At 67.7% G+C, this 20,550-nt stretch carries 17 protein-coding genes and 1 tRNA gene; 12 read left to right on the top strand and 6 right to left on the bottom strand.

Features of this window, described 5'->3' with window-relative positions; genetic code table 11:
• The first annotated feature begins 145 nt into the window (after positions 1–145).
• Complete coding sequence (locus tag ACQY68_RS00750) at positions 146–661, top strand: hypothetical protein (RefSeq protein ID WP_428151105.1); 516 nt, start codon at positions 146–148, stop codon at positions 659–661.
• 71 nt (positions 662–732) lie between these two features.
• On the opposite strand, the gene ACQY68_RS00745 is transcribed toward ACQY68_RS00750, so the two are convergent.
• Positions 733–808, bottom strand: a tRNA-Ala gene (locus ACQY68_RS00745).
• Positions 809–959: 151 nt separating this feature from the next.
• Between ACQY68_RS00745 and ACQY68_RS00740 the strand changes: the two genes are divergently transcribed.
• The 5 genes from ACQY68_RS00740 (at position 960) to hisS (ending at position 5,760) form a co-directional block, all read left to right on the top strand.
• Positions 960–1,265 (top strand): YggT family protein, encoded by a 306-nt coding sequence (locus tag ACQY68_RS00740; RefSeq protein WP_428151104.1) that lies wholly within the window; start codon positions 960–962, stop codon positions 1,263–1,265.
• 111 nt (positions 1,266–1,376) lie between these two features.
• Positions 1,377–2,258 (top strand): 3-hydroxybutyryl-CoA dehydrogenase, encoded by an 882-nt coding sequence (locus ACQY68_RS00735; protein ID WP_428151103.1) that lies wholly within the window; start codon positions 1,377–1,379, stop codon positions 2,256–2,258.
• Positions 2,258–2,815, top strand: coding sequence for a phthalate transporter (locus tag ACQY68_RS00730; protein WP_428151102.1), 558 nt, complete (start codon positions 2,258–2,260; stop codon positions 2,813–2,815). The genes ACQY68_RS00735 and ACQY68_RS00730 overlap by 1 nt, the downstream gene beginning before the upstream one ends.
• A 76-nt stretch (positions 2,816–2,891) precedes the next feature.
• Positions 2,892–4,136, top strand: coding sequence for a DUF418 domain-containing protein (locus ACQY68_RS00725; protein WP_428151101.1), 1,245 nt, complete (start codon positions 2,892–2,894; stop codon positions 4,134–4,136).
• A gap of 118 nt (positions 4,137–4,254) precedes the next feature.
• The gene (gene hisS, locus ACQY68_RS00720; protein WP_428151100.1) at positions 4,255–5,760 is read left to right on the top strand and encodes a histidine--tRNA ligase; all 1,506 of its coding nucleotides are present in this window, start codon (positions 4,255–4,257) and stop codon (positions 5,758–5,760) included.
• Between the two features lie 412 nt (positions 5,761–6,172).
• Here hisS and ACQY68_RS00715 read toward each other — a convergent pair whose 3' ends face one another.
• Entirely contained in the window at positions 6,173–8,293 is a 2,121-nt protein-coding gene (locus tag ACQY68_RS00715; RefSeq protein WP_428151099.1) for a M13 family metallopeptidase, read from the bottom strand.
• Between the two features lie 164 nt (positions 8,294–8,457).
• Here ACQY68_RS00715 and ACQY68_RS00710 point away from each other — a divergent pair, with 164 nt between their 5' ends.
• Positions 8,458–10,287, top strand: a complete 1,830-nt coding sequence (locus ACQY68_RS00710) for a cation:proton antiporter (protein WP_428151098.1) — start codon at positions 8,458–8,460, stop codon at positions 10,285–10,287.
• A gap of 187 nt (positions 10,288–10,474) precedes the next feature.
• Positions 10,475–11,122 carry a TetR/AcrR family transcriptional regulator gene (locus ACQY68_RS00705; RefSeq protein ID WP_428151097.1) on the top strand — a complete coding sequence of 216 codons (648 nt, stop codon included), beginning with the start codon at positions 10,475–10,477 and terminating at the stop codon, positions 11,120–11,122.
• An 18-nt stretch (positions 11,123–11,140) separates the two neighbouring features.
• Here ACQY68_RS00705 and ACQY68_RS00700 read toward each other — a convergent pair whose 3' ends face one another.
• Complete coding sequence (locus tag ACQY68_RS00700) at positions 11,141–12,253, bottom strand: Rieske 2Fe-2S domain-containing protein (protein ID WP_428151096.1); 1,113 nt, start codon at positions 12,251–12,253, stop codon at positions 11,141–11,143.
• Positions 12,254–12,401: 148 nt separating this feature from the next.
• Between ACQY68_RS00700 and ACQY68_RS00695 the strand changes: the two genes are divergently transcribed.
• The 3 genes from ACQY68_RS00695 to ACQY68_RS00685 all read left to right on the top strand — a co-directional run bounded on the left by ACQY68_RS00695 (position 12,402) and on the right by ACQY68_RS00685 (position 16,230).
• Positions 12,402–13,376, top strand: a complete 975-nt coding sequence (locus tag ACQY68_RS00695) for an alpha/beta fold hydrolase (protein ID WP_428151095.1) — start codon at positions 12,402–12,404, stop codon at positions 13,374–13,376.
• The gene (locus ACQY68_RS00690) at positions 13,373–13,987 is read left to right on the top strand and encodes a class I SAM-dependent methyltransferase (RefSeq protein WP_428151094.1); all 615 of its coding nucleotides are present in this window, start codon (positions 13,373–13,375) and stop codon (positions 13,985–13,987) included. Before ACQY68_RS00695 ends, ACQY68_RS00690 begins: the two co-directional genes overlap by 4 nt.
• 143 nt (positions 13,988–14,130) lie before the next feature.
• Complete coding sequence (locus tag ACQY68_RS00685) at positions 14,131–16,230, top strand: transglycosylase domain-containing protein (RefSeq protein ID WP_428151093.1); 2,100 nt, start codon at positions 14,131–14,133, stop codon at positions 16,228–16,230.
• Between the two features lie 7 nt (positions 16,231–16,237).
• Here the strand turns inward: ACQY68_RS00685 and ACQY68_RS00680 are convergent, their stop codons facing one another.
• The 3 genes from ACQY68_RS00680 to ACQY68_RS00670 form a co-directional block, all read right to left on the bottom strand.
• Positions 16,238–16,963: a M48 family metallopeptidase gene (locus ACQY68_RS00680; protein WP_428151092.1), complete on the bottom strand. Its 726-nt coding sequence runs from the start codon at positions 16,961–16,963 to the stop codon at positions 16,238–16,240.
• Positions 16,917–18,197: a polyhydroxyalkanoate depolymerase gene (locus ACQY68_RS00675; RefSeq protein WP_428151091.1), complete on the bottom strand. Its 1,281-nt coding sequence runs from the start codon at positions 18,195–18,197 to the stop codon at positions 16,917–16,919. The genes ACQY68_RS00680 and ACQY68_RS00675 overlap by 47 nt, the downstream gene beginning before the upstream one ends.
• Positions 18,198–18,296: 99 nt before the next feature.
• Positions 18,297–18,920, bottom strand: coding sequence for an SCO family protein (locus ACQY68_RS00670; RefSeq protein ID WP_428151090.1), 624 nt, complete (start codon positions 18,918–18,920; stop codon positions 18,297–18,299).
• A gap of 106 nt (positions 18,921–19,026) precedes the next feature.
• Between ACQY68_RS00670 and ACQY68_RS00665 the strand changes: the two genes are divergently transcribed.
• On the top strand, positions 19,027–20,502 hold the full coding sequence (locus tag ACQY68_RS00665; RefSeq protein WP_428151089.1) for an ActS/PrrB/RegB family redox-sensitive histidine kinase: 1,476 nt from the start codon (positions 19,027–19,029) through the stop codon (positions 20,500–20,502).
• Positions 20,503–20,550 lie beyond the last annotated feature (48 nt).

The following is a 20,550-nucleotide window of genomic DNA, read 5'->3' as shown; positions in this document are numbered from 1 at the left end:
ACCCGCTGGCAGAGCCAGCCTGTCCCTAAAACCTAGACCGGAGGCCTGATCAGATCGCCGGTTGGGCCTCCAGCCTTCTCAAAGGCTCCGCTTGTAAACGCCCCCGGATATGAATCATCTTTGGCTAGGTTTCAGGAGTGATCAAATGCTCGCCTGCATTGCGGCGTTGTCTTTGGGATTAGCCGGTCCTGGCGGCTTCATCGCCACTCCGGCCCGGCAGATGGAGCCGCTCAGGCTAGTGACGATCGATGTGGCAGCAGATGCTGCCTATCGTGTGCAAGCTCACCAGATCCAGATCAACACGACCGCGCCAACGGGTAACCCAACAACTGAGGCTTTGGCGGAGCGTGAGTGGACGGCGACCCGGCGACAAGGAGAAAACGAGGAGACTATTTCGTCGGTCGACTGCCCTGCGTTGCGAGACGTCGCACTCTCGTTCCGCGAGCTGCCAGCTGTACCGATCCGGCCATTCGTCACTCAGGTCGGTGGTGACCTCCCGAACGGACCTACGATGAAGGACGGTTTCGTAACCTCGCTCACGTTCGACACTGTGACGACCGACAACGCGATGGTGAGCGTCCACATCTCCGGGTGGGGAATCTACCAATCCTGGGGGCACGAGAGCGTCTCGAAGCTTGTCCCGTGCTGGCGACCCGCGTGAGATACTGAACGAAGACAACTCCTCCGGCTCCGCGACCGAAAGTTTGATACTATAAGCCAACCGAGGGTGCCTGGTGGAGCCGAGGGGAGTCGAACCCCTGACCTCGTCATTGCGAACGACGCGCTCTACCAACTGAGCTACGGCCCCGTTTTCCGGGTGACAGGCGAGGGCGGGACATAGGCGGCGGCGAGGCGCGGTGTCAATCTCTCCCATAACCCTGCCTGCGACCACGCAAATCCTTGGCCTTCCTCGGTGCGACGGCTAGAACCGGCCTTCCCCCTCTCAAGGAGTTCCCCGCATGGGAATGGCGATCGTCTGGCTCATCAACGCCATCATCAGCCTGATGACCTGGTTTATCATCGGCTCGGCGATCCTCAGCTGGCTGTTCGCCTTCGATGTAATCAACCACCGGAACAGCTTCGTGAACCAGCTGGCCAACTTCCTCGACGCCGTGACCCGGCCCCTGATGGAGCCGTTCCGCCGGATCATCCCGCCGCTCGGCGGCATCGATATCTCGCCCATCGTCGTGCTGCTGCTGCTGAATTTCGCGCGGATCGCCTTCAACAATATGGCCGCCGGGCCGATCATCGCCGTCCTCGGCTAGGTTGATCGCCGTGGCCGGGGCGCCGCACCGCGTCATTCCAGCCTTGCGCCGCGCCCGGACGCTCTTAAGGTGCGCTCGCCCGGGCGAGACGCCGCTTCTGACCACGACTTCATGACCTCCACGATCAAATCAGTCGCCGTGATCGGCGCCGGGCAGATGGGCGTCGGCATCGCCCACGCCGTGGCCCTGGGCGGATATCAGGTGCGGCTGTACGACCTGGCCGCCGACCGGTTGCCCGTGGCGATCGGCGTCATCGGCGCCTCCCTCGCCCGTTCGGTCGAGCGAGGCGCGGTCACCCGGGCCCAGGCCGATGCGGCCCTCGCCAATATTTCGGGCGTCGAGACCCTGGCCGAGGCCGGCAAGGCCGATCTGGTCATCGAGGCCGCCGTCGAGGACGAAGCCACCAAGAAGGCCGTCTTCGCCGAATTGGTCCCGCACCTCGGCGCGAACACCCTTCTCGCCTCCAACACCTCCTCGATCTCGATCACCCGGCTGGCGTCGGCGACGGACCGGCCGGACCGGTTCATCGGCCTGCATTTCATGAAGCCGGCTCCGGTCATGAAGCTGGTGGAGATCATCCGCGGCATCGCCACCTCCGCCTCGACCTATGAGGCCGCCGTCGCCTTCGCCGAGAGCCTCGGCAAGACCACGACCAACGCCGAGGACTTCCCCGCCTTCATCGTCAACCGCATCCTGGTGCCGATGATCAACGAGGCGATCTATGTCCTGTACGAGGGCGTCGGGAACGTCGCCTCGATCGACAAGGCGCTGAAGCTGGGCGCCAACCATCCGATGGGCCCGCTGGAGCTGGCCGATTTCATGGGTCTGGACGTCGTCCTGGCCATCATGAACGTGCTGTACGACGGTCTGGCCGACAGCAAATACCGGCCCTGTCCGCTGCTGGTGAAATACGTCGAGGCCGGCTGGCTGGGGCGCAAGTCCGGGCGCGGCTTCTACGACTACTCCGGTGACGCTCCGGTGCCGACGCGCTGATGGCCCGCTTCGACAGCCCCGCCGACCTGCCGGGCCAGGCGCCGGTCATCTGGCGCCGTAGCGCCGCGGCGGTCCCGCTGGCCGCCCTGGCGGGCGTCATGTGGCCGCCCTTGATCCTGACCTTGCTGATCTGGCCACCCCAGAACTGGATCCCGGGCCGCGAGATCGACTGGCGATTGACCGTCCTGTTCATCGGCCTGTTCGCCGTGCCCGCCGGCCTGTGGTCGATCCGGCGCGAGCGCGACCTTCGCGGCCGTCCGGCCTCGCGCCTCGGCGTCGTCTGGCGCTTCATGCTGTATGGCGGTCTGCTGGCCGCCGCCGCCCAGACGGTGCTGGCTCTGGCCATGATGGTCTACGGCTGGGTTCAGTCGGGCGATATCGGCCAGGGTGTCGGCGCCACCGAGACGACCCTGCTCATCTACGGTGTCGCCGGACTGCCGGTCGCGATCCTCGTGGGGGTCAGCTACGCCCTGTGGGCCGGTCTCTGCGCCGCCTTCATCGCCTTCGTCCCCGCGCCGGAGAAGGTGAAGGACCGTCTGGGCGTCCTCGGCCGCTGACCCTGCGTCCATCGGACGGTTTACCCGATCCGGCTTTGCTCTAGGGTCCGTGCATCGTCTGCTTTGGGGGAAGCACATGGCCATGCCCGCACTCGAGGTTCAGCCTCTGACCGCCGCCGGAGGCCTCGCGCCGACCGGGGCGAAGGACCGCATCTTCCAGCTCGACGTGTTGCGCGGCTGGGCGATCCTGGGGATCCTGGCCGTCAACGCCATCGCCTTCGCCTGGCCCTTCGAGGTCATGATGTCCGAGGCGCCGCCCCCCGGCGCGACCAGTCCTGCCGACCTGATCGGCCTGTGGGTCGTCGACGTCTTCTTCCACGACAAGTTCCGCACCCTCTTCTCCATGCTGTTCGGCGTGTCGATCTTCCTGGTCGGCGGCGAGAAGACGGACGAGGCCCGGGGCGTCCTGCTGTGGCGGCGGCTTCTGTGGCTGGGCCTGTTCGGCATCCTGCACGGGGTCGTGCTCTGGTACGGCGACATCCTGTTCCACTATGCCTACTGCGGTCTGCTGATGATGCTGATGCGGTCGTGGAGCGCGCGGCGTCTGCTGTGGGTCGGCGGCGGGGTCACCCTGCTGTGGGCGCTCATCGCCGCCGTCGCCGCCTGGGGCATGGCCAATCTGCCGGCCGAGGTCGTGGCCCAGATGGAGGCCGGCCGGCCGCCGTCGAGCCCTGAACTCATCGCCGAAGCCGTGGCGACCTATCGCGCGGGCTGGCCGGGCGGATTGCTGGAAAACATCAAGGTCTGGGCGACCTTCCAGCTGATGGCCAGCCCGTTCCTGATCCCGGTCACGGTGCCGCTGATGATGCTGGGGCTCGGCCTGTTCAAGTCGGGCTATCTGCACGGTCGCGCGCCCCTGTGGACCTATGTCCTCGTCATCCTGATCGGCGGCGCCAATCTGGCGGCCCTGGCCATCTGGGGCTGGCAGGACACGATGGCCGGCGAGGCGGATTCGACCCGGGGCTTGGCCGCGGCTGCCGGCGGCATGGCCTTCCTGATCACCCTCTTCTACGCCAGCGTCCTGATCCTGCTGGTCCGTTTCGGCCTCAGGCCGCTGGTCGCCTGGCTGGCGCCGGTCGGGCGGATGGCCTTCACCAACTACCTGACCCAGACCCTGATCATGGTCACCCTCTATTACGGGCCTTGGGGTCCGATGTGGATGGGCGAACACGGGCCGGCCCGGATGTGGATGGTGGTCGGCGCCGTCTGGGCCGCCCAGATCGTCTGGTCGCCCCTGTGGCTCTCGGTCTTCTCGATGGGGCCGTTCGAGTGGGTCTGGCGCTGCCTGACCTACGGGCGGTGGGTCCGGCTTCGCCGGTAGGGATCAGGGATTAGGGACTAGGGACTAGGGACTAGGGACTAGGGGCGTGACGACGACGTTTGGGCAGGGCGTCCTAATCCCTAGTCCCTAATCCCTATTCCCTCTAAACACCGCGCCCATGACCGACGCCCCCGCCCCCGAACCCATCCGTCCCGAAGCCCGCGCCCCCCGGGGCTTCGCCGACCGGCGCGGACCCGAGGTCGCCCAGGAGCGCCGGATCGTCCGTCAGGTGTCGGAGGTCTACGAACGCTGGGGCTTCGAACCGCTGGAGACCGGCGCCTTCGAGTACGCCGATGCGCTGGGCAAATTCCTGCCCGACGCCGACCGTCCGAACGAGGGCGTCTTCGCCCTCCAGGACGACGATGAACAGTGGATGGCCCTGCGCTACGATCTGACCGCGCCCCTCGCCCGGTTCGCGGCCCAGTCGTGGGAGACCCTGCCCAAACCCTACCGGCGCTACGCCTTCGGACCCGTCTGGCGCAACGAGAAGCCCGGCCCGGGCCGCTTCCGCGAGTTCGTCCAGTGCGACGCCGACACGGTCGGTTCAGACCGCCCCGAGGCCGACGCCGAGATCATCGCCATGGCCTGCGAGGGCCTTCAGGCTGCCGGCCTCGCCGAGGGCCAGGCCGTCGTCCGCGTTTCCAACCGCAAGCTCTTCGACGGCCTGTTCGAGGCCGGCGGGATCACCGACCCGATCCAGCGTCTGACCGCCCTGCGCGCCATCGACAAGTTCGACCGCCTCGGCTGGGAAGGCGTCGCCGCCCTGCTGGGCGAGGGCCGTCTGGACGACAGCGGCGACTACACCAAGGGCGCCAATCTGCCCCTCGGCCTCGCCGCGACCATCGAGGCCTTCCTCGGCTCGGCCTCCGAAGGAACGCGCGCCGAGACGCTGGACGCCATCGCCCGCTCGGGCGGCCTCGGCGCCGCCGGCGACGCCGCCCTGGAGGAACTGGCCGGCATCGATCAAGCCCTGACCGCCATGCGCGTGGATCAGGCGACGGTCCGCTTCGACCCGACCATCGTGCGCGGGCTGGAGTACTATACCGGGGCCGTGTTCGAGGCCGAGCTGCTGCTCGACACCACCGACGACAAGGGTCGCCCCGTCCGCTTCGGCTCCATCGGCGGCGGCGGCCGCTACGACGATCTGGTCGCCCGGTTCACCGGCCAGTCTACCCCGGCCACCGGCTTCTCCTTCGGTGTCTCGCGTCTGGCCTCGGCGCTTCGGGCGGCCGGGCGGGCGGGCGAGGTCGCGCGCGGCCCCGTGGTCGTGATCGTCTTCTCCCAGGACGACATGCAGTCCTATCTCGACGCCGTCTCCGAACTGCGCGCTGCGGGGATCGCCGCAGAACTCTATCTCGGCCGCGCGGGCATGAAGGCCCAGATGAAATACGCCGACCGACGCAACGCTCCGGCCGTCGTCCTGCTGGGCGGCGACGAGATCGCGGCCGGTCAGGTCACCATCAAGGATCTCGACGCCGGTCGCGCCGCCGCCGCCGGTCTCGCCGACAACGAGGCCTGGAAGGCCGAGCGTCCGGGACAGCAGACCGTCGCCCGCGGAGACCTCGTGCGAACCATTCGCACCATTATCGAAGCTTCTTCGAGAATGTCGCCTGTTCACGGATGAGTTATCGATGTTCAGTCATGAAAGCGGCGATTTTCGCCAGTGGTTTGATTGACTTGAACCGGCCCCGGGGGCCATTTGGTCTCACTCGAACGGCGCGGCGCTGACAAGGCGCAGCCGCTGATCGGAGGCGTTTCGGGGAGGAAACGTCCGCTCCTTAGAGAGCGTGAAAGCCCGCTGCGATGTATCCCCCGCAGCGGGCTTTTTCACGTCTGGATGCCATCCTTGGTGCGCTAACGCTCGACGCGTGGCGTCTGCTGCATGATCAGCATCCTTGGCGCGCTATCGCTCGCGACGCGGTCGCTTGCTGCTTGAGCGCAGCCTATCTCACGTGAAAAAGGCCGGAGCTGTGAGCTCCGGCCTTTTGGTCACATTGGCGAATTTGATCGCCGCGGTTGGTCGGTTTGACCACACCCTACCAGATGCGAACCCGCTCTTCCGGGGTCAGGTAGTAGCGCGTGCCCGGCTGGACATCGAAGGCCTCGTACCAGGCGTCGACGTTGCGCAGCGGACCGATGACGCGGAACTCGTCGGGCGAGTGCGAGTCGGTGGCGATGCGGTTCTTCAGGGCGTCGTCGCGCGATTTCGACTGCCAGACCTGGGCCCAGCCGAGGAAGAAGCGCTGGTCGCCGGTGAAGCCGTCGATGACCGGGGCCTCCGCGCCGTTCAGCGACAGGTGATAGGCCTCCAGACCCACGGCCACGCCCGAGGCGTCGCCGATGTTCTCGCCCATCGTCAGGCCGGGGTTGATGAAGTGGCCGGCGATCGGCTCGTAGCTGCCGTACTGGGCTCCCAGACGGGTGGTCAGGGCGTTGAAGGCGGTCGCATCGGCCGGGGTCCACCAGTCGCGCAGAACGCCCTGACCGTCGGACTTGCGGCCCTGGTCGTCGAAACCGTGGCCGATCTCGTGACCGATGACGCCGCCGATGCCGCCGTAGTTCACGGCCGGGTCGGCCTGCGGATCGAAGAAGGGCGGCTGCAGGATCGCCGCCGGGAAGACAATCTCGTTGTTCGTGGAGTTGTAATAGGCGTTCACCGTCTGGGGCGTCATGCCCCACTCGGTCTTGTCGACAGGCGCGTTCAGGCGGGCCAGGTCGTACTCCCAGCGGAAGCGGCCGGCCCGTTCGCCGTTGCCGAACAGGTCGTCGGCGCGGATCTCCAGATCCGAATAGTCGCGCCAGCGGTCGGGATAGGCGATCTTGACGGTGAACGCCGCCAGCTTGGCCTGGGCCGCCGCCTTGGTCTCGGGGCTCATCCAGGAATAGCCCTCGATCCGGTGGCCCAGGGCGACGCGCAGGTTGGCGACCAGCTGCTCCATCTGGGCCTTGGACTCGGCCGGGAAATACTCGGCGACATACTGGCGACCGACCGCCTCGCCCAGGGCGCCGTCGGCGAAGCTGATGCCCCGCTTGTCCCGGCTGCGCTGTTCCAGGGCGCCCGACAGTTCACGCGACCGGAACTCCCACTGGGCGTCCGAGAAGCGCTGCGACAGGCGCGGCGCGGCGCGGTCGACAGTCTGGAAGGCCTGCCAGGCCTGAAGGGTCGAAACCGGCGTCTCGGCGTAGATGGCCGCGATCTTCGGCAGGGCGGTGTTCTGGCGCACGATGAGGCGGGGAATGTCGCCCAGACGCGCGGCGCTGAAATAGCCTTCCCAATCGAAGCCCGGCGCGTCGGCCGCCAGCCTCTCGATCGTGTACTCGTTATAGGTCCGGTCGCGGTCGCGGCTCTCGGCCGGGGTCCAGTGAGCCTCGGCGATCGCGGTCTCCATGGCGACGATGGCGGCGGCGTTCCCGACCGGGTCGTCCCAGCCGATCATTTCCAGCATCCGGGCGACATAGGCCTGATACTTTTCCTTCTTCTCGGCGAAGAGCGGCGACAGATAGTAGTCGCGGTTCGGCAGGCCGAGGCCCGACTGGCTGGTCGAGACGACGTAGCGGTTGGGGTCCTTCTGGTCGGTCGTGATGCCGGTGCCGAAGAAGGAGCCGCCCAGCCCGCCGATGGTGCGGCCCATATAGGCGGCCATCGTCTCATGGCTGTCGGCGGCGCGGATGGCGGTCAGGTAGGGTTGCAGCGGCTGGGCGTCGAGCGCCTCGATCCTGGCGACGTCCATGTAGGAGCGGTAGGCGTCGGCGATCTTCTGTTCGTCGGTGCCGGGCTGCAGGTCGGTGCGGGCGACCAGGGTGTCGATCATCGCCTTGACCCGGTTGTCCGACAGCTCGCGCAGCAGGCCGAACGAGATGCCGTAGCTGGAGCGGTCGGCCGGAATGATCGTGCGGGCCAGAGCCGCGCCGTTGGCGAAGCTGTTGAAATTGTCGCCCGGCAGGACCGACCGGTCCATGCCGGCGGTGTCGAAGCCCCACGTTCCGTAGTGGGGCGTTTCGGTCCCGCGATAGCCGGTGAAGGGCGCGTCGCCGTCCTGGAAGATCGACTGGATCGTGCAGGTCTCGTCGATGCAGCCGTGGTCGTGGTCTTGGGCCGATGCGGCGGCAGGCAGCAGGAGCGCAGCCGTTGCCGCGCCGATAAGCAGAGACTTCATGGGATTTCCTGGGGTTCCGGATCGTCGCCGCGCAGGTGCCGCGGGTTCAGCGCGGACCCTACGCCGGGCCTGAGGGCTGTCGCCTTAAAAAAAGTTCATGAAACCGGGCTCGGCGCTCGCCAAGCGGCGCCTTTAAGGTGACGATCAACCTTCAAGGAGATCGAATGGCGGGCGGACACGGCGGCGGCGACTACAAGGACCTGGTGGTTTTCCTGGCGGCGGCGGGGGTGGTCGTACCCCTGTTCAATCGCTGGAAGATCAGCCCCGTTCTGGGCTTCCTCGCAGCAGGCGTGCTGCTGGGCCCGGACGGGCTCGGCCGTTTCGCCCACGTCGTCCCCTGGCTGTCGTGGTTCACCATCGACGACGCCGACCAGCTGGCCCAGCTGTCGGAACTGGGCGTCGCCTTCCTCCTGTTCATGATCGGGCTGGAATTGTCGTGGGAGCGACTGAAGGCGATGCGCAAGCTCGTCTTCGGCTTCGGCATGATGCAGGTCGCCCTCTGTTCGGCCGTCCTCGCCGGCGCCTTCATGCTGCTGGGCCAGCCTCTGGCCGGCGCTGCGGTTCTGGGCATGGGCCTGGCCCTGTCGTCGACGGCGGTGGTCCTGCCCGTCATGGCCGAGCGGGGCCGGATGCGTGGCGTGGTCGGCCGGGCGACCTTCGCGGGCCTTCTCGCCCAGGATCTGGCCGTCGCCCCCATCCTGATCACGGTCACCGTGCTGACGACCCTGACGGCGGCGGGCGGAGACCTGTCGCCGCGTGTGCTGGGGCCGGCGCTCCTGACCCTCGTGCCCGCCGCGATCGGCATCGCCCTGATCGTTCTGGTCGGTCGACTTGGTTTGCGCCCGCTGTTCCGCTCCGTCGCCAAGAGCCGGACCAAGTCCAACGGCGGCAGTCAGGAGCTGTTCGTCGCCCTGTGTCTGCTGGTCGTCGTCGGCGCCGGCGTCGCGGCCCAGGCCGCGGGCCTGTCCATGAGCCTCGGCGCCCTGATCGCGGGCGTGCTGCTGGCCGAAACCGAGTATCGCCGCGAGATCGAGATCAACATCGAGCCCTTCAAGGGTCTTCTGCTCGGTGTCTTCTTCGTCGGTGTCGGCATCGGTCTGGACCTGGACGTCGTCGCCGCCGAGCCTGTGCTGGTCTTCGGCCTCGCGCTGGGCGTCATCGCCATCAAGGCGGTGCTGATATTTGGCCTGGCCCGGGCCTGGGGCCTGTCCGCCCGCGCCGCCATCGAGACGGCCCTCGTCCTGGGTCCGGCGGGGGAGTTCGCCTTCGTCATCGTCAACACCAGTCTTGTGGAAGGCGTGGCGACGCCGGCCTTCACCCAGGCCGTCCTCGTCGCCGCGACCATCAGCATGTTCGCCGTGCCCCTGGCCGCCATGCTGGGTCAGCGGCTGGCCCGTTCCACCTCCGCACCGCCTGTCGCCGCCCTGCTGCCCGACGCGGGACCGGGTTCGAAGGACGCATCAGTTCTGATCGTCGGCTTCGGCCGGGTGGGTCGTCTGGTCGCCGAGATGCTCAAGGAGCACGGCCAGACCTTCATCGCGGTCGACACCGATCCGGCCGCCGTCGCCGCCGGCCGGCGTGAGGGCTACGACGTCTCCTACGGCGACGCGGCCCGGCCCGAGATGCTGTCCCTGTGCGGCGTCGAGACGATCAAGGCCCTGGTCGTGACGATGGACGCGCCGACCAAGGTGGACGAGGTCGTGATCACGGCCCGCGCCGTGAGAGACGACCTGATCGTCATCGCCCGGGCCCGCGATGACCGCCACGCCGCGCGACTCTACGGTCTCGGCGTGACCGACGCCGTGCCGGAAACCACCGAGGCCAGCCTGCAACTGGCTGAAAACACCCTGGTCGATCTGGGCGTGCCGATGGGGCTGGTTCTCGCCTCGATCCACGAGCGCCGGGACAAGTACCGGGCGGTGTTCCAGGCGGCGATCCCCGAGGACCGGCGCAATCGCAAGACCCGGGCGCTGCGGGCCGGTCCCAAGGCTTAACCGGAAACACGACCCATTTTGGTCATCGTTCCGTGATGAAAGCCCGGCTTCCCCCCGGGGCCCGGCGTTCCACGGGTCGCTCGCTTGCGTCCGATTTCGGCGCGGTCGATCCAGCCTCAAGCCCCTTCTGTCCATCTGTTTCGCGGACCCCCGACCGTGAAGCGTCAGCTACAGAGTAATCGTGTTCATGCGTGAGTCCGCGTCGACCGCCACCCCCACAAACGATACGCAACCCCGCCTGAACCGCCGTCAGGCCGCCAAGGTGCGCACGCGCCAGAAGGTGCTGGACGCCGCTCGCGGCCTGTTCGCCGAGCGCGGCTACGAGCCCGCCACCATCCGCGACATCGCCAAGGGCGCGGGCATGTCCACGGGCGCCGTCTTCGCCAACTTCCAGGACAAGGCCGAGCTGTTTGAAGCCGTCCTGACCGAGGACATGGCCGGTCTGGCCGAGGTCATGCTGAACGGCGCGGGCGACGGCTCGACCCGCGATCGCCTCGTCAACGCCCTGACCGCCGGCTACCACGGCTCGATCGACCAACTGCCGCTGTTCCAGGCCATCGTCGCCCGCTCGTGGTTCCAGCCCGTCGCCGCCGAGACCCGCCAGCGCGCCGCGACCCAAGGCCTGACCGACGTCATCTCCGACATCCTGCGCGCCGGCATCGGCGCCGGGGAGATCAGGCAGGATGCGGACATCGCCCTGCTGACCGAACTGACTTGGGACGCCTATCTGTCCAACTACCGCCGCGCCGCCTACGACGGCTGGACCGTGGACCAGCTTGCCGACCACATCGGCCGCCAGGTCGATACCCTGCTGGCCGGCGTCAGCACGAAGTAAGACGCTCGGAAGGGCGTTTCAGCTCTTCCACTTCAGAACGGCCGGCTTGACCGGATTGGAGAAGCCGCGCTGTTCAGCGCGGCTTTTCTGCCATTCGCGCTTGAGCTGCTGGTACCATTTCGCCTGTTTGTCGGCGTCGTCGATCCAGATCAGGGCAGGGTCGTAGCGCAGCCCCTCGTTCTGCAGGTTCACCATCCCGCCGTCCTGTTTCAGGAAGGCGACGACTCCCATCCGCAGGAAGGGTTTGGCGATGCCGAACACCCAGTGGTCCGACCAGAAGATCTGGGTGATCCGCGTCTTCGTCTCGGTGACGGGTGTCAGGCAGGTCAGGGCCAGGACCTGTTTCTCTCCGACCTGGATATGCTCCCAGCGATAGCCGGGCAGGCGGAAGGTGATCTCGGTCGCGGGCGCGCCGCCGAGGATCTTGTAGGCCCGCGAGTTCGACGACGGCGCGTGCCGGACCATGGCGAAGCCCAGTTCGCGCGGCTCGAAGGCCTTGGACTTCTCGTGCATCGAATGCTCGGAGCGCCACCACCACTGCTGATGCACATAGGGGCCGTGGGCCGGGTCCATCAGGCCGACGACCGCGTGGTCGATATGGCTGTCGAAATCCATCCATTCGACCAGTTTCGCATCCCCGCCGACCACGCCGGGGAAGGTCGGGGGCGGATGGTCGGGCTCGGTCTCCGAGCGTGGATCCGAGCGCAGATAGACGAACACCATCCCCTGACTCTCGACCACCGGATAGGACCGCACCCGGACCCGTTCGACCTCGAACGGCTGGTCGTCGACCAGCGACGGAATGGCGGCGCAGACCCCGTCGGTGCGGAAGCGCCAGCCGTGATAGCAGCACTCGACCGTCTCGGGCTCCCCGGGCTTCTGCACCAGCCGACCGGCCGACAGAGGCGCGGCGCGGTGCGGACAGATGTCGCGCATCGCATAGACCTGACCGTCGCGACGGCGCCCGATCAGGACCGGCTCGCCCAGCAGTTCGTAGCGTTTCAGCGAAGCCTCGGCGACGTCGCGAGACAGGGCGGCGAAATACCAGGTGTCGAGCACGAACCCCTTGCCGAAGGCGGCGGGCGGGGCCTTGGCTTCGGGAACGGCGGCAGGGCTGTCAGCGGGGCTCATGCGACGATGATAGAGGCTGGCGTTCCGTTCGTCATGGTTCGATGAAATTCTCGCCCGTCGCCTTGCGTCCTGCATCCGATCACCCAAGCTGTGACGACCAAGGGACAGAGAGGTCGGCAACGTCCGACCGAAATCAGGAAGACGCATCATGGACAGCCAGATTCTCACCGGCCTCGTCGCCGCTCTCGGCCTTCTGGCCAACTTCGCCGGCGTCGGCGACGCCACCGCCGAAGACATGATGGAGTCCATGAGCCAGGACGGCCATGCCCAGCACGCCGACCACGGCCACCATCACGCCGACTTCGAGTCGACCCGCATGCACGTCCGCGTGGACGGCGAGGCCGGCCCGGGCGTTCGCGACATCATCCTGATCCCGGGTCTCAGTTCCTCGCCGGAGGTGTGGCAAGGCACGGTCGATCATCTGGGCAGCGGGTGGCGCGTCCACCGCATCCATATCCAGGGCTTCGCCGGCGCGCCGGTCGAGGGCAACGCGGAAGGTCCCGTCGCCGCCCCCGTCGCCGAGGAGATCGCCCGCTACATCGCCGAGAACAACCTCGACCACCCGGTCGTCGTCGGCCACTCCATGGGCGGCACGATCGGCATGATGCTGGCGGCTCGCCATCCGGACGCGGTCGGCAAGCTGATGGTCGTGGACATGGTGCCCTTCATGGGCGCGATGTTCGGCCCTCCCGGAACCACGGCCGAGAGCGTCGCCCCCATAGCCGAGCAGGTCTACCAGAGCATGGCGACCGCCGCCCCGGCCGACTATCAGACCCGCGCCGCCGCCTCCGTCACCGGGATGATCAACACCGAATCCCTACGCGCCGGCCCGCTGGAGGATACGGCGACGAGCGACCAGCAGGTTTCGTCGCGCTCCTTCCGCGAACTGATCCTGACCGACCTGCGCCCCGAACTGCCGAAGATCACCGCCCCGACCGAGGTCCTCTACGTCAAGTTCAACGACGCCCGGATGACCAACGAGATCACCGACATGGTCTACCAGGCCTCCTTCGCCGGCGTGCCGCACGTGGAGCTGAAGCGCATCGATGACAGCGCCCACTTCATCATGCTGGACCAGCCCGCGACCTTCTACGCCGACCTGGACGCCTTCCTGGCCGAATGACCCATCCGGAGACCGCCGCCGCCGACATCGTCGACCTCTATGATCGGCGGTCCGCGGACTGGATCGCCGATCGCGGCGTGGTCCTGACGGAGCCCGACCGGACCTGGCTCGACCGGTTCACGGCTCGTCTGGCTCCCGGCGATACGGTTCTCGACGTCGGCTGTGGTTCGGGGCGGCCGATGGCGGCGGAACTGCTCGAGCGGGGCTACCGCGTGACCGGCGTCGATTCCTCGGCCCGGCTGGTCGCCCACGCGGCGGCGGACTTGCCCGCGGGCCGTTTCGTCCAAGGGGATATGCGCACCCTCGACCTCGGCGAGATCTTCACCGGCATCCTCGCCTGGCACAGCCTGTTCCATCTCTCGCCGGTCGATCAGCGTATCGCCTTGCCGCGTCTTCTGGCCCATGCGGCCCCGTGCGCGACGATCGTGTTCTCGTCCGGCCCGCGCGAGGGCGACGCCGTCGGCATCTGGCGGGACGAGCCCCTCTATCATGGCAGTCTGAACCCGGAGGAGTATCAGGCTTTACTCACCTCGCAGGGGTTTCGGGTTGAATCCGGGGCCCGGGCGGACGACGGCTCGGTCTGGCTCGCCCATCGGATGGACGGGCGTTAACCCGCGCGCCATCGTTTCGGCCGAATGGCCCATCACGCTGACGTGAAGTCTTCACGCGGCGTTCACCACAAAAGCGTTTTGGTGGGGGGCGTTTTGGTGCAGGCGATGAACGGCTATGACGGCCGGGTCTTCTGAGGATGTCGATGGCCGGTCCGGGTTTCGGAAACAGAGGTGGCGGCGGTGCGGCGAAGCCTGCGCGCACGCGACTGCAGCAGGTCCTCTACTGGGGGTCGGTTCTCGCCGTCTGGGGCGTCATCTTCCTGGTCGTCTTCTTCGCCGTCTTCGCGCGCGGCCTGCCGGACACCTCGGCCCTGTACGACGTCGATCGCCAGCCCTCGATCACCTATCTGGACCGCAACGGCGTCCTGATTGCCACGCGGGGCTCCCAGCAGGCGCCGCCGGCCGATCTCGAGGCCCTGCCCGACTACGTCCCGGCCGCCTTCATCGCCATCGAGGACCAGCGCTTCTACTGGCACCCGGGCTTCGACCCGATCGGCATGACCCGGGCCATGGCCGCCAACATGCGCGCCGGCCGGATCGTTCAGGGCGGCTCGACCCTGACCCAGCAACTGGCCAAGAACCTGTTCCTGACGCCTGACCAGAACATGCGTCGCAAGGTGCAGGAGCTGATGCTGGCCGTCTGGCTGGAGATGAAGTTCTCCAAGAAAGAGATCCTCGCCCTCTATCTGAACCGTGTCTATTTCGGCGCCGGCGCCTATGGCATCGAGGCGGCCTCGCAGCGCTATTTCGACAAGTCGGCCAAGGACCTGACCGTTGGCGAGGCCGCGCTTCTGGCCGGCCTGCTGAAGGCTCCGTCTCGCTATTCGCCCGTGTCCGAGCACGAGCGGGCGGGGGTGCGCGCCACCGTCGTCCTGAACGAGATGGCCCAGTCCGGCGTCATCACGCCCGAACAGCGCGCCGCCGCCGTGCTGGAGCCGGTCCGCGTCTCCCGCACCCTGGCGACCCAGCACGCCCAGTACTTCATCGACTGGCTCGACAAGGAGATCCGCGGCCTGGTCGGTCAGCCGACCGAGGACATGATCGTCGAGACGACCCTGGATCTGACCCTGCAGACGGCGGCCGAGCGGAACGTCCGCCGCATCCTCGACCGCGACGCCTCGCGCGGCGTGGAGCAGGCGGCTCTGGTGGCCCTGGACGGCGACGGCCGGGTGCGGGCCATGATCGGCGGCGCCTCCTATGCCGACAGCCAGTTCAACCGCGCCGTCGACGCCCGCCGTCAGGCCGGTTCGGCGTGGAAGCCGTTCGTCTATCTGGCGGCCATGGAGGCCGGCTACACCCCCGAGACCCCGGTGGTCGACGAGCCGGTCCGCATCGGCAACTGGAGCCCGCGCAACTATTCCGGCACCTTCGCCGGCAACATGACCCTGGCCAACGCCGTGGCCCAGTCGACCAATACGGTCGCGGCCTATGTCGCCGACCAGATCGGCCGCGACAGTGTGGCCCGGGCCGCCCGCCGCCTCGGCATCACCTCGCGCATTGGTCTGGAGCCGGCCATGGCCCTGGGCGCCGTGGAGGTTTCGCCGATCGACATGGCCACCGCCTATGACGCCTTCGCCAACGGCGGCCGTCGGGTTGAGGCCTATGGCATCAGTCGTATCCGCACGCCCCAGGGCCGGGTGATCTACCAGCGCGGCGCCCGCGACGCGGCATCGGGTCAGGCGATCAATAATCCGTCGCTCTACTATATGAACCAGATGCTGCGGGGCGTGGTCACGGGCGGCACGGCGCGGGGCGCGGCCATCGCCGGTCGCGACATCGCGGGCAAGACGGGCACGACTTCGGACTACAAGGACGCCTGGTTCGTCGGCTACACGGGCGGCTTCGTCACCGCCGTCTGGGTCGGCAAGGACGACAACACCGCCATGCGCGGCGTGACCGGCGGCGCGGCTCCGGCGGCGATCTGGAAGGGTTTCATGGAGGCGGCCCTGCCGCGCCTGAACGTCCAGCCGATCCCCAACGGTCCGCCCATGCCCGACGGCTGGGTCGCGCCCGATCCGATCGGCGACCTGATCGGCGACGCGGAAGATCCCTACGGCGACTCCACCGTCCTGCCGGGCGGCGTCGATCCGAACCAGGGCGAACCCTACGACCCGGACACGCCTGTCGAACAGCCCCGTCGCGATCCGGCTCCGGTCGAGCGTCCGCGCCGTGACGACCCGCCGGACCAGCGACCAGAACCTGCCGCCCAGCCGGAAAAGGACAACAACCCGCTGTTCTTCTGATGCGGGTCTAGCGCCCCACGGCGTGCAACGCCGCGCCGTGGTCGCGCAGCCAGGCGCGAAACGGCCGGTGGTCGCCGACCAGCCGTTTCACCACCGACCAGTAGGCCGGGCTGTGGTCGGCGTGGACCAGATGCGCCACCTCGTGGGCCGCCAGATAGTCCAGCACCTCGGGCGGGGCCATGATCACCCGCCACGAATAGCGGATCGAGCGCGACATCGGACTGCAAGAGCCCCAGCGCGACGCCGGGTCGTTGATGGTCAGGGTCACCGGCCGCTGACCCAGCGTGCGAAGATGGAAATCGGTCCGGGTCTGGAGCGTTTCTCTCGCCGCTCTCTTGAGCAGGTTGATCACGCGCCGCGCGAAGGCCTCACCCTCGCCGCCCGAGACGATACGCAGACCGTCCGGAGCTTCGACCAGTCGCGCCGCGCCCGCGCCGCCCGTGGCCTCGAGCCGCACGGTGCCGCCGCGATAGGGAATGACCGCGCCCGGCTCGATCGCCGTCCCGCCGGGCCGCGCCGCCAGTCGCTCGGCGATCCAGGCGGATTTCGAACGCGCGAAGGCGACGGCATCGGCCAGTCGTCGCTCCGACGGGGCGATCGCCACGGCCTCACCCTTGCGGGTGTCGATGCGGATCGAGATGCGCCGCGCGCGTGGATTGACGCTCAGGCGAAGGGCGTGACCGCCCTCAAGCGGCAGCCGCTGACCGGTCTGGTACGGCGCAGAGCTTTTCATTGGCGGCGATGAAGTCCCGGGTGCGGGGGTAGATGTCCTCGCGGAACCGCCGCCCGTTGAAGACGCCGTAGTGACCGACCTGCGGCTGGACGTAAAGCACGCGACGGTCGTCGGGGATGTTCGTGCAGATCGTGTGCGCCGCCTGGGTCTGGCCGACGCCCGAGATGTCGTCCTTCTCGCCCTCGACGGTCATCAGGCCGATGTCGGTGATCCTGGTCAGATCGACCTTCTCGCCGTGATGCTCCAGCAGGCCGCGCGGCAGGAGGTGCGACTGGAAGACGATGTCGATGGTCTGGAGGTAGAATTCCTCGGTCAGATCGAGGACCGACAGATACTCGTCGTAGAATTCCTCATGCTTCTCGACTCCGTCTCCGTCGCCGGAGACCAGGTCGCGGAAATACTCCCAGTGGGCGTCCTTATGCCTCTGCTCGTTCATCGACATGAAGCTGTAGAGCTGGACGAAGCCGGGATAGACCGCGCGGCCGAAGCCCGGATAGGGCCAGGGCACGTTGTGGATCATGTTGGACTTGAACCAGGTGAAGGGCTTTTCCTCCGCCAGCTGGTTCGTGACGGTCGGCGACAGGCGCGCATCGATGGGCGAGCCCATGAAGGTCATGGAGGCCGGACGGTTCGGGTCGTTCTCGGCGGCCATCACGGCGGCGGCGGCGAGCACCGGCGGTCCGGGCTGGCAGACGCCCACGACATGGGCGCGCGGGCCGATCTGGGCCAGCATCGTCCGGACGTGGTCGATGTAGTCGTAGAAGTCGAACCGGCCTTCCAGCATCGGCACCTGACGGGCGTTGACCCAGTCGGTGACATAGACGTCGTGGTCCTGAAGGAAGGTCTCGACCGTGCCGCGTAGCAAGGTGGCGTAGTGGCCCGACAGGGGCGCGACGATCAGGACGCTCGGCGCCGCCACCGGCTTTTTGGCGCGTTTCAGGTCGCCGACGTTGCGCGCGAACCGCACCAGCCGAACCCAGGGGCTTTCCCAGATGACCTGTTCGGTCGTGCGCACCGGCTGGTCGTTGATCGTGACGACCTCCAGGCCCCAGGCGGGCTTGCCGTAGCGACGCGTGACGCTTTCGAACAGTTCGGCCGAGGCATAGGCCGTGCGGGCCACGGCCGTCTGCGACGCGGGATTGAAGGGTGAGGTCCAGAATTTGCGGGCGAATTGCGCCCCGATCCGGAAAGGTTGCGCCGATTGATAGGCGAGCTCGTGGAGTGCGTAGAGCATGAAATCCTGTGATCGGCCCCCGCCGAAGCGGTGATGCCATCATAGAACGCGCTGCACTGCAAAAGGATTTAAATTCGCCGTTCCCGATCGCTGGGAATTTCAGCCCCGCGCCATGACCCGCTTGATCAACTGGGCCGATCGCTCCGGGCCCAGATCGTGGCCCAGGGCCGATCGGAACTGCCCGTCCGGACCCATCAGATAGACGGTCAGGGAATGGTTCATCGTATAGTCCTCGCCGTCCCCGACCTTCTGGAAATAGGCGCGATAGACCTTGGCGGCGTCGGCGACCTGCTGCTGCGTACCGGTCAGGCCGATGACGCCGGGCGGGAAGCCGTCGGACGACAGATAGTCCTTCAACGCCTGCGGCGTGTCCCGCTCCGGATCGATCGAGACGAAGACGATCTGCAGGTTATCGGCGTCGGACCCCAGCAGGGTCCGCGTCGCCTCCAGCGAGGTCAGGGTGGTCGGGCAGAAGTCCGGGCAGTAGGTGAAGCCGAAAAACACCAGGCTCCACTTGCCGTCCAGCAGGGTCTGGTCGACCGTCTGGCCGTCCTGATTGACCAGCTGGAACGGCCCGCCGACGGCCGGCTGACCCGTTGCAGTCCCCTCGGCGACGGCGTCGGCGCGCTCGCGGCCGGTGACGACCACCACGGTCACGGTGGCCAGCGCCGCGGCGATGGCGATACAGGCTCCGGCGAACAGCAGGATGGAACGGCGTGGCATCATGTCTCTCCGGGCCGACAGCGGCCAGAGCTTGATCTCTGATCAAGCTCTCCTTTGTTTCGGGAGCCTGATCGTAGATCAGGCTCGGCGGGTCTATAGACGGCGGGTGAGCCAGAGCGAAGTCCGTCCCGACCCCAACGACCCCGTGTCGCAGTTCCCGCCCTCGGCGCCGAGCTGGTCCAGTCTGCCGCGCCGCAGTCGGGGGCTGTCGCTCAGGACCCTCATCATCCTGCGCTGGCTGGCCATCGTCGGTCAGACCGCGACCCTGATCGTGCTGGACACGATGTTCCACTTCCCTCTGCCGAGGTGGCAGTGCCTGCTGGTCATCCTGGCCAGCGTGATCGTCAACCTGCTGGCCATGGGCCGGTTGCAGCGCGTCGACAGCCGCCTGCCGGACGGCCGCCAGACCGGCATCCATCTGGGCTTCGACATCCTTCAGCTGTCGGCGCTTCTGGCCTTCACCGGCGGGCTGGAGAATCCGTTCTGCCTCCTGCTTGTCGCGCCGGTGACGGTGGCGGCGGCCTCTCTGCCGGGGCGTCAGGCCCTGATCCTGGGCCTGATGGTGCTGGCTTCGACCACGGCCCTTTTCTTCTGGTCCATGCCCCTGCCATGGCAACACGGCGCGGATATCGACCTGCCGGTCCTCTACAGGTTCGGCATCGGCCTGGCCCTGACGACGGGGGTGGTGTTCACCGCCGCCTATGCCTGGCGGGTCGCCGCCGACGCCGAGAAGCTCGAACTGGCCCTGGCCACGACCCAGGACGTGCTGCAGCGCGAGCAGAGGCTGGCGGCCCTCGGGGGGCTGGCTGCGGCGGCGGCGCACGAACTGGGCACGCCTCTGGCGACGATCCAAGTGGTGGCCAAGGAGCTGTTGCGGGCCTCCCCGCCCGACGGACCGATCGCCGAGGATGCGCGGCTGATGCTGCAGCAGGCCGAACGGTGTCGCGAGATTCTGAAACGCCTGTCCCAGCGGCCCGACGACGGCGACCCCCTCTATACGGAGATCGGGCTGAAGGCACTGCTGAACGAAGTGGTCGATCCGCACCTGGGGTTCGACCTCGATATTCAGGTGGCCGTACACACGCCGCGAGGCATGGAAGAGCCGCAAGTGAAACGGCTGGCCGAGGTTGTCCACGGCCTCAGCGCCCTCGTCGAGAACGCCGCCGACTTCGCCGCCTCGACCGTGCGGGTCCGGGCGACGGCGGATCGGGAATGGATCACCATCGAGATTCTGGACGACGGCCCGGGTTTCGCCCTCGACATCCTGCCCCGTCTCGGCGAGCCCTATGTGACCAGCCGCCCGCACGGTAAATCGCGTCAGGCCCTGGCGACACAGCTGGCCGCCGCTGCCGCCGCCGCACGCCCGACGCGGCGCGGAAAGGCCCCTCCGCCGCCTCCGCTGGAGCCCGACATCATTCCGAGCCAGGGCGGGATGGGGCTCGGCTTCTTCATCGCCCGGACCCTTCTGGAACGGACCGGCGGCAAGGTGCTGGTCGGGCAGGGCGAGGGCGGGCCTGGGATCAATCGGGGCGCCCGCGTCACCGTGCGCTGGGACCGCCGGGCGCTGGAACTGGTCCCGTGAGAGCGGTCTCGCCTGCGCTCCATCGCCGCACCGCTTGACCGGACGGCC

The organism is Brevundimonas sp. (genome assembly GCF_965278935.1).
Lineage (GTDB): Bacteria > Pseudomonadota > Alphaproteobacteria > Caulobacterales > Caulobacteraceae > Brevundimonas.
The sequence above is the reverse complement of the archived record's forward strand: the minus strand, read 5'-3'. Positions and strand labels throughout refer to the sequence as shown.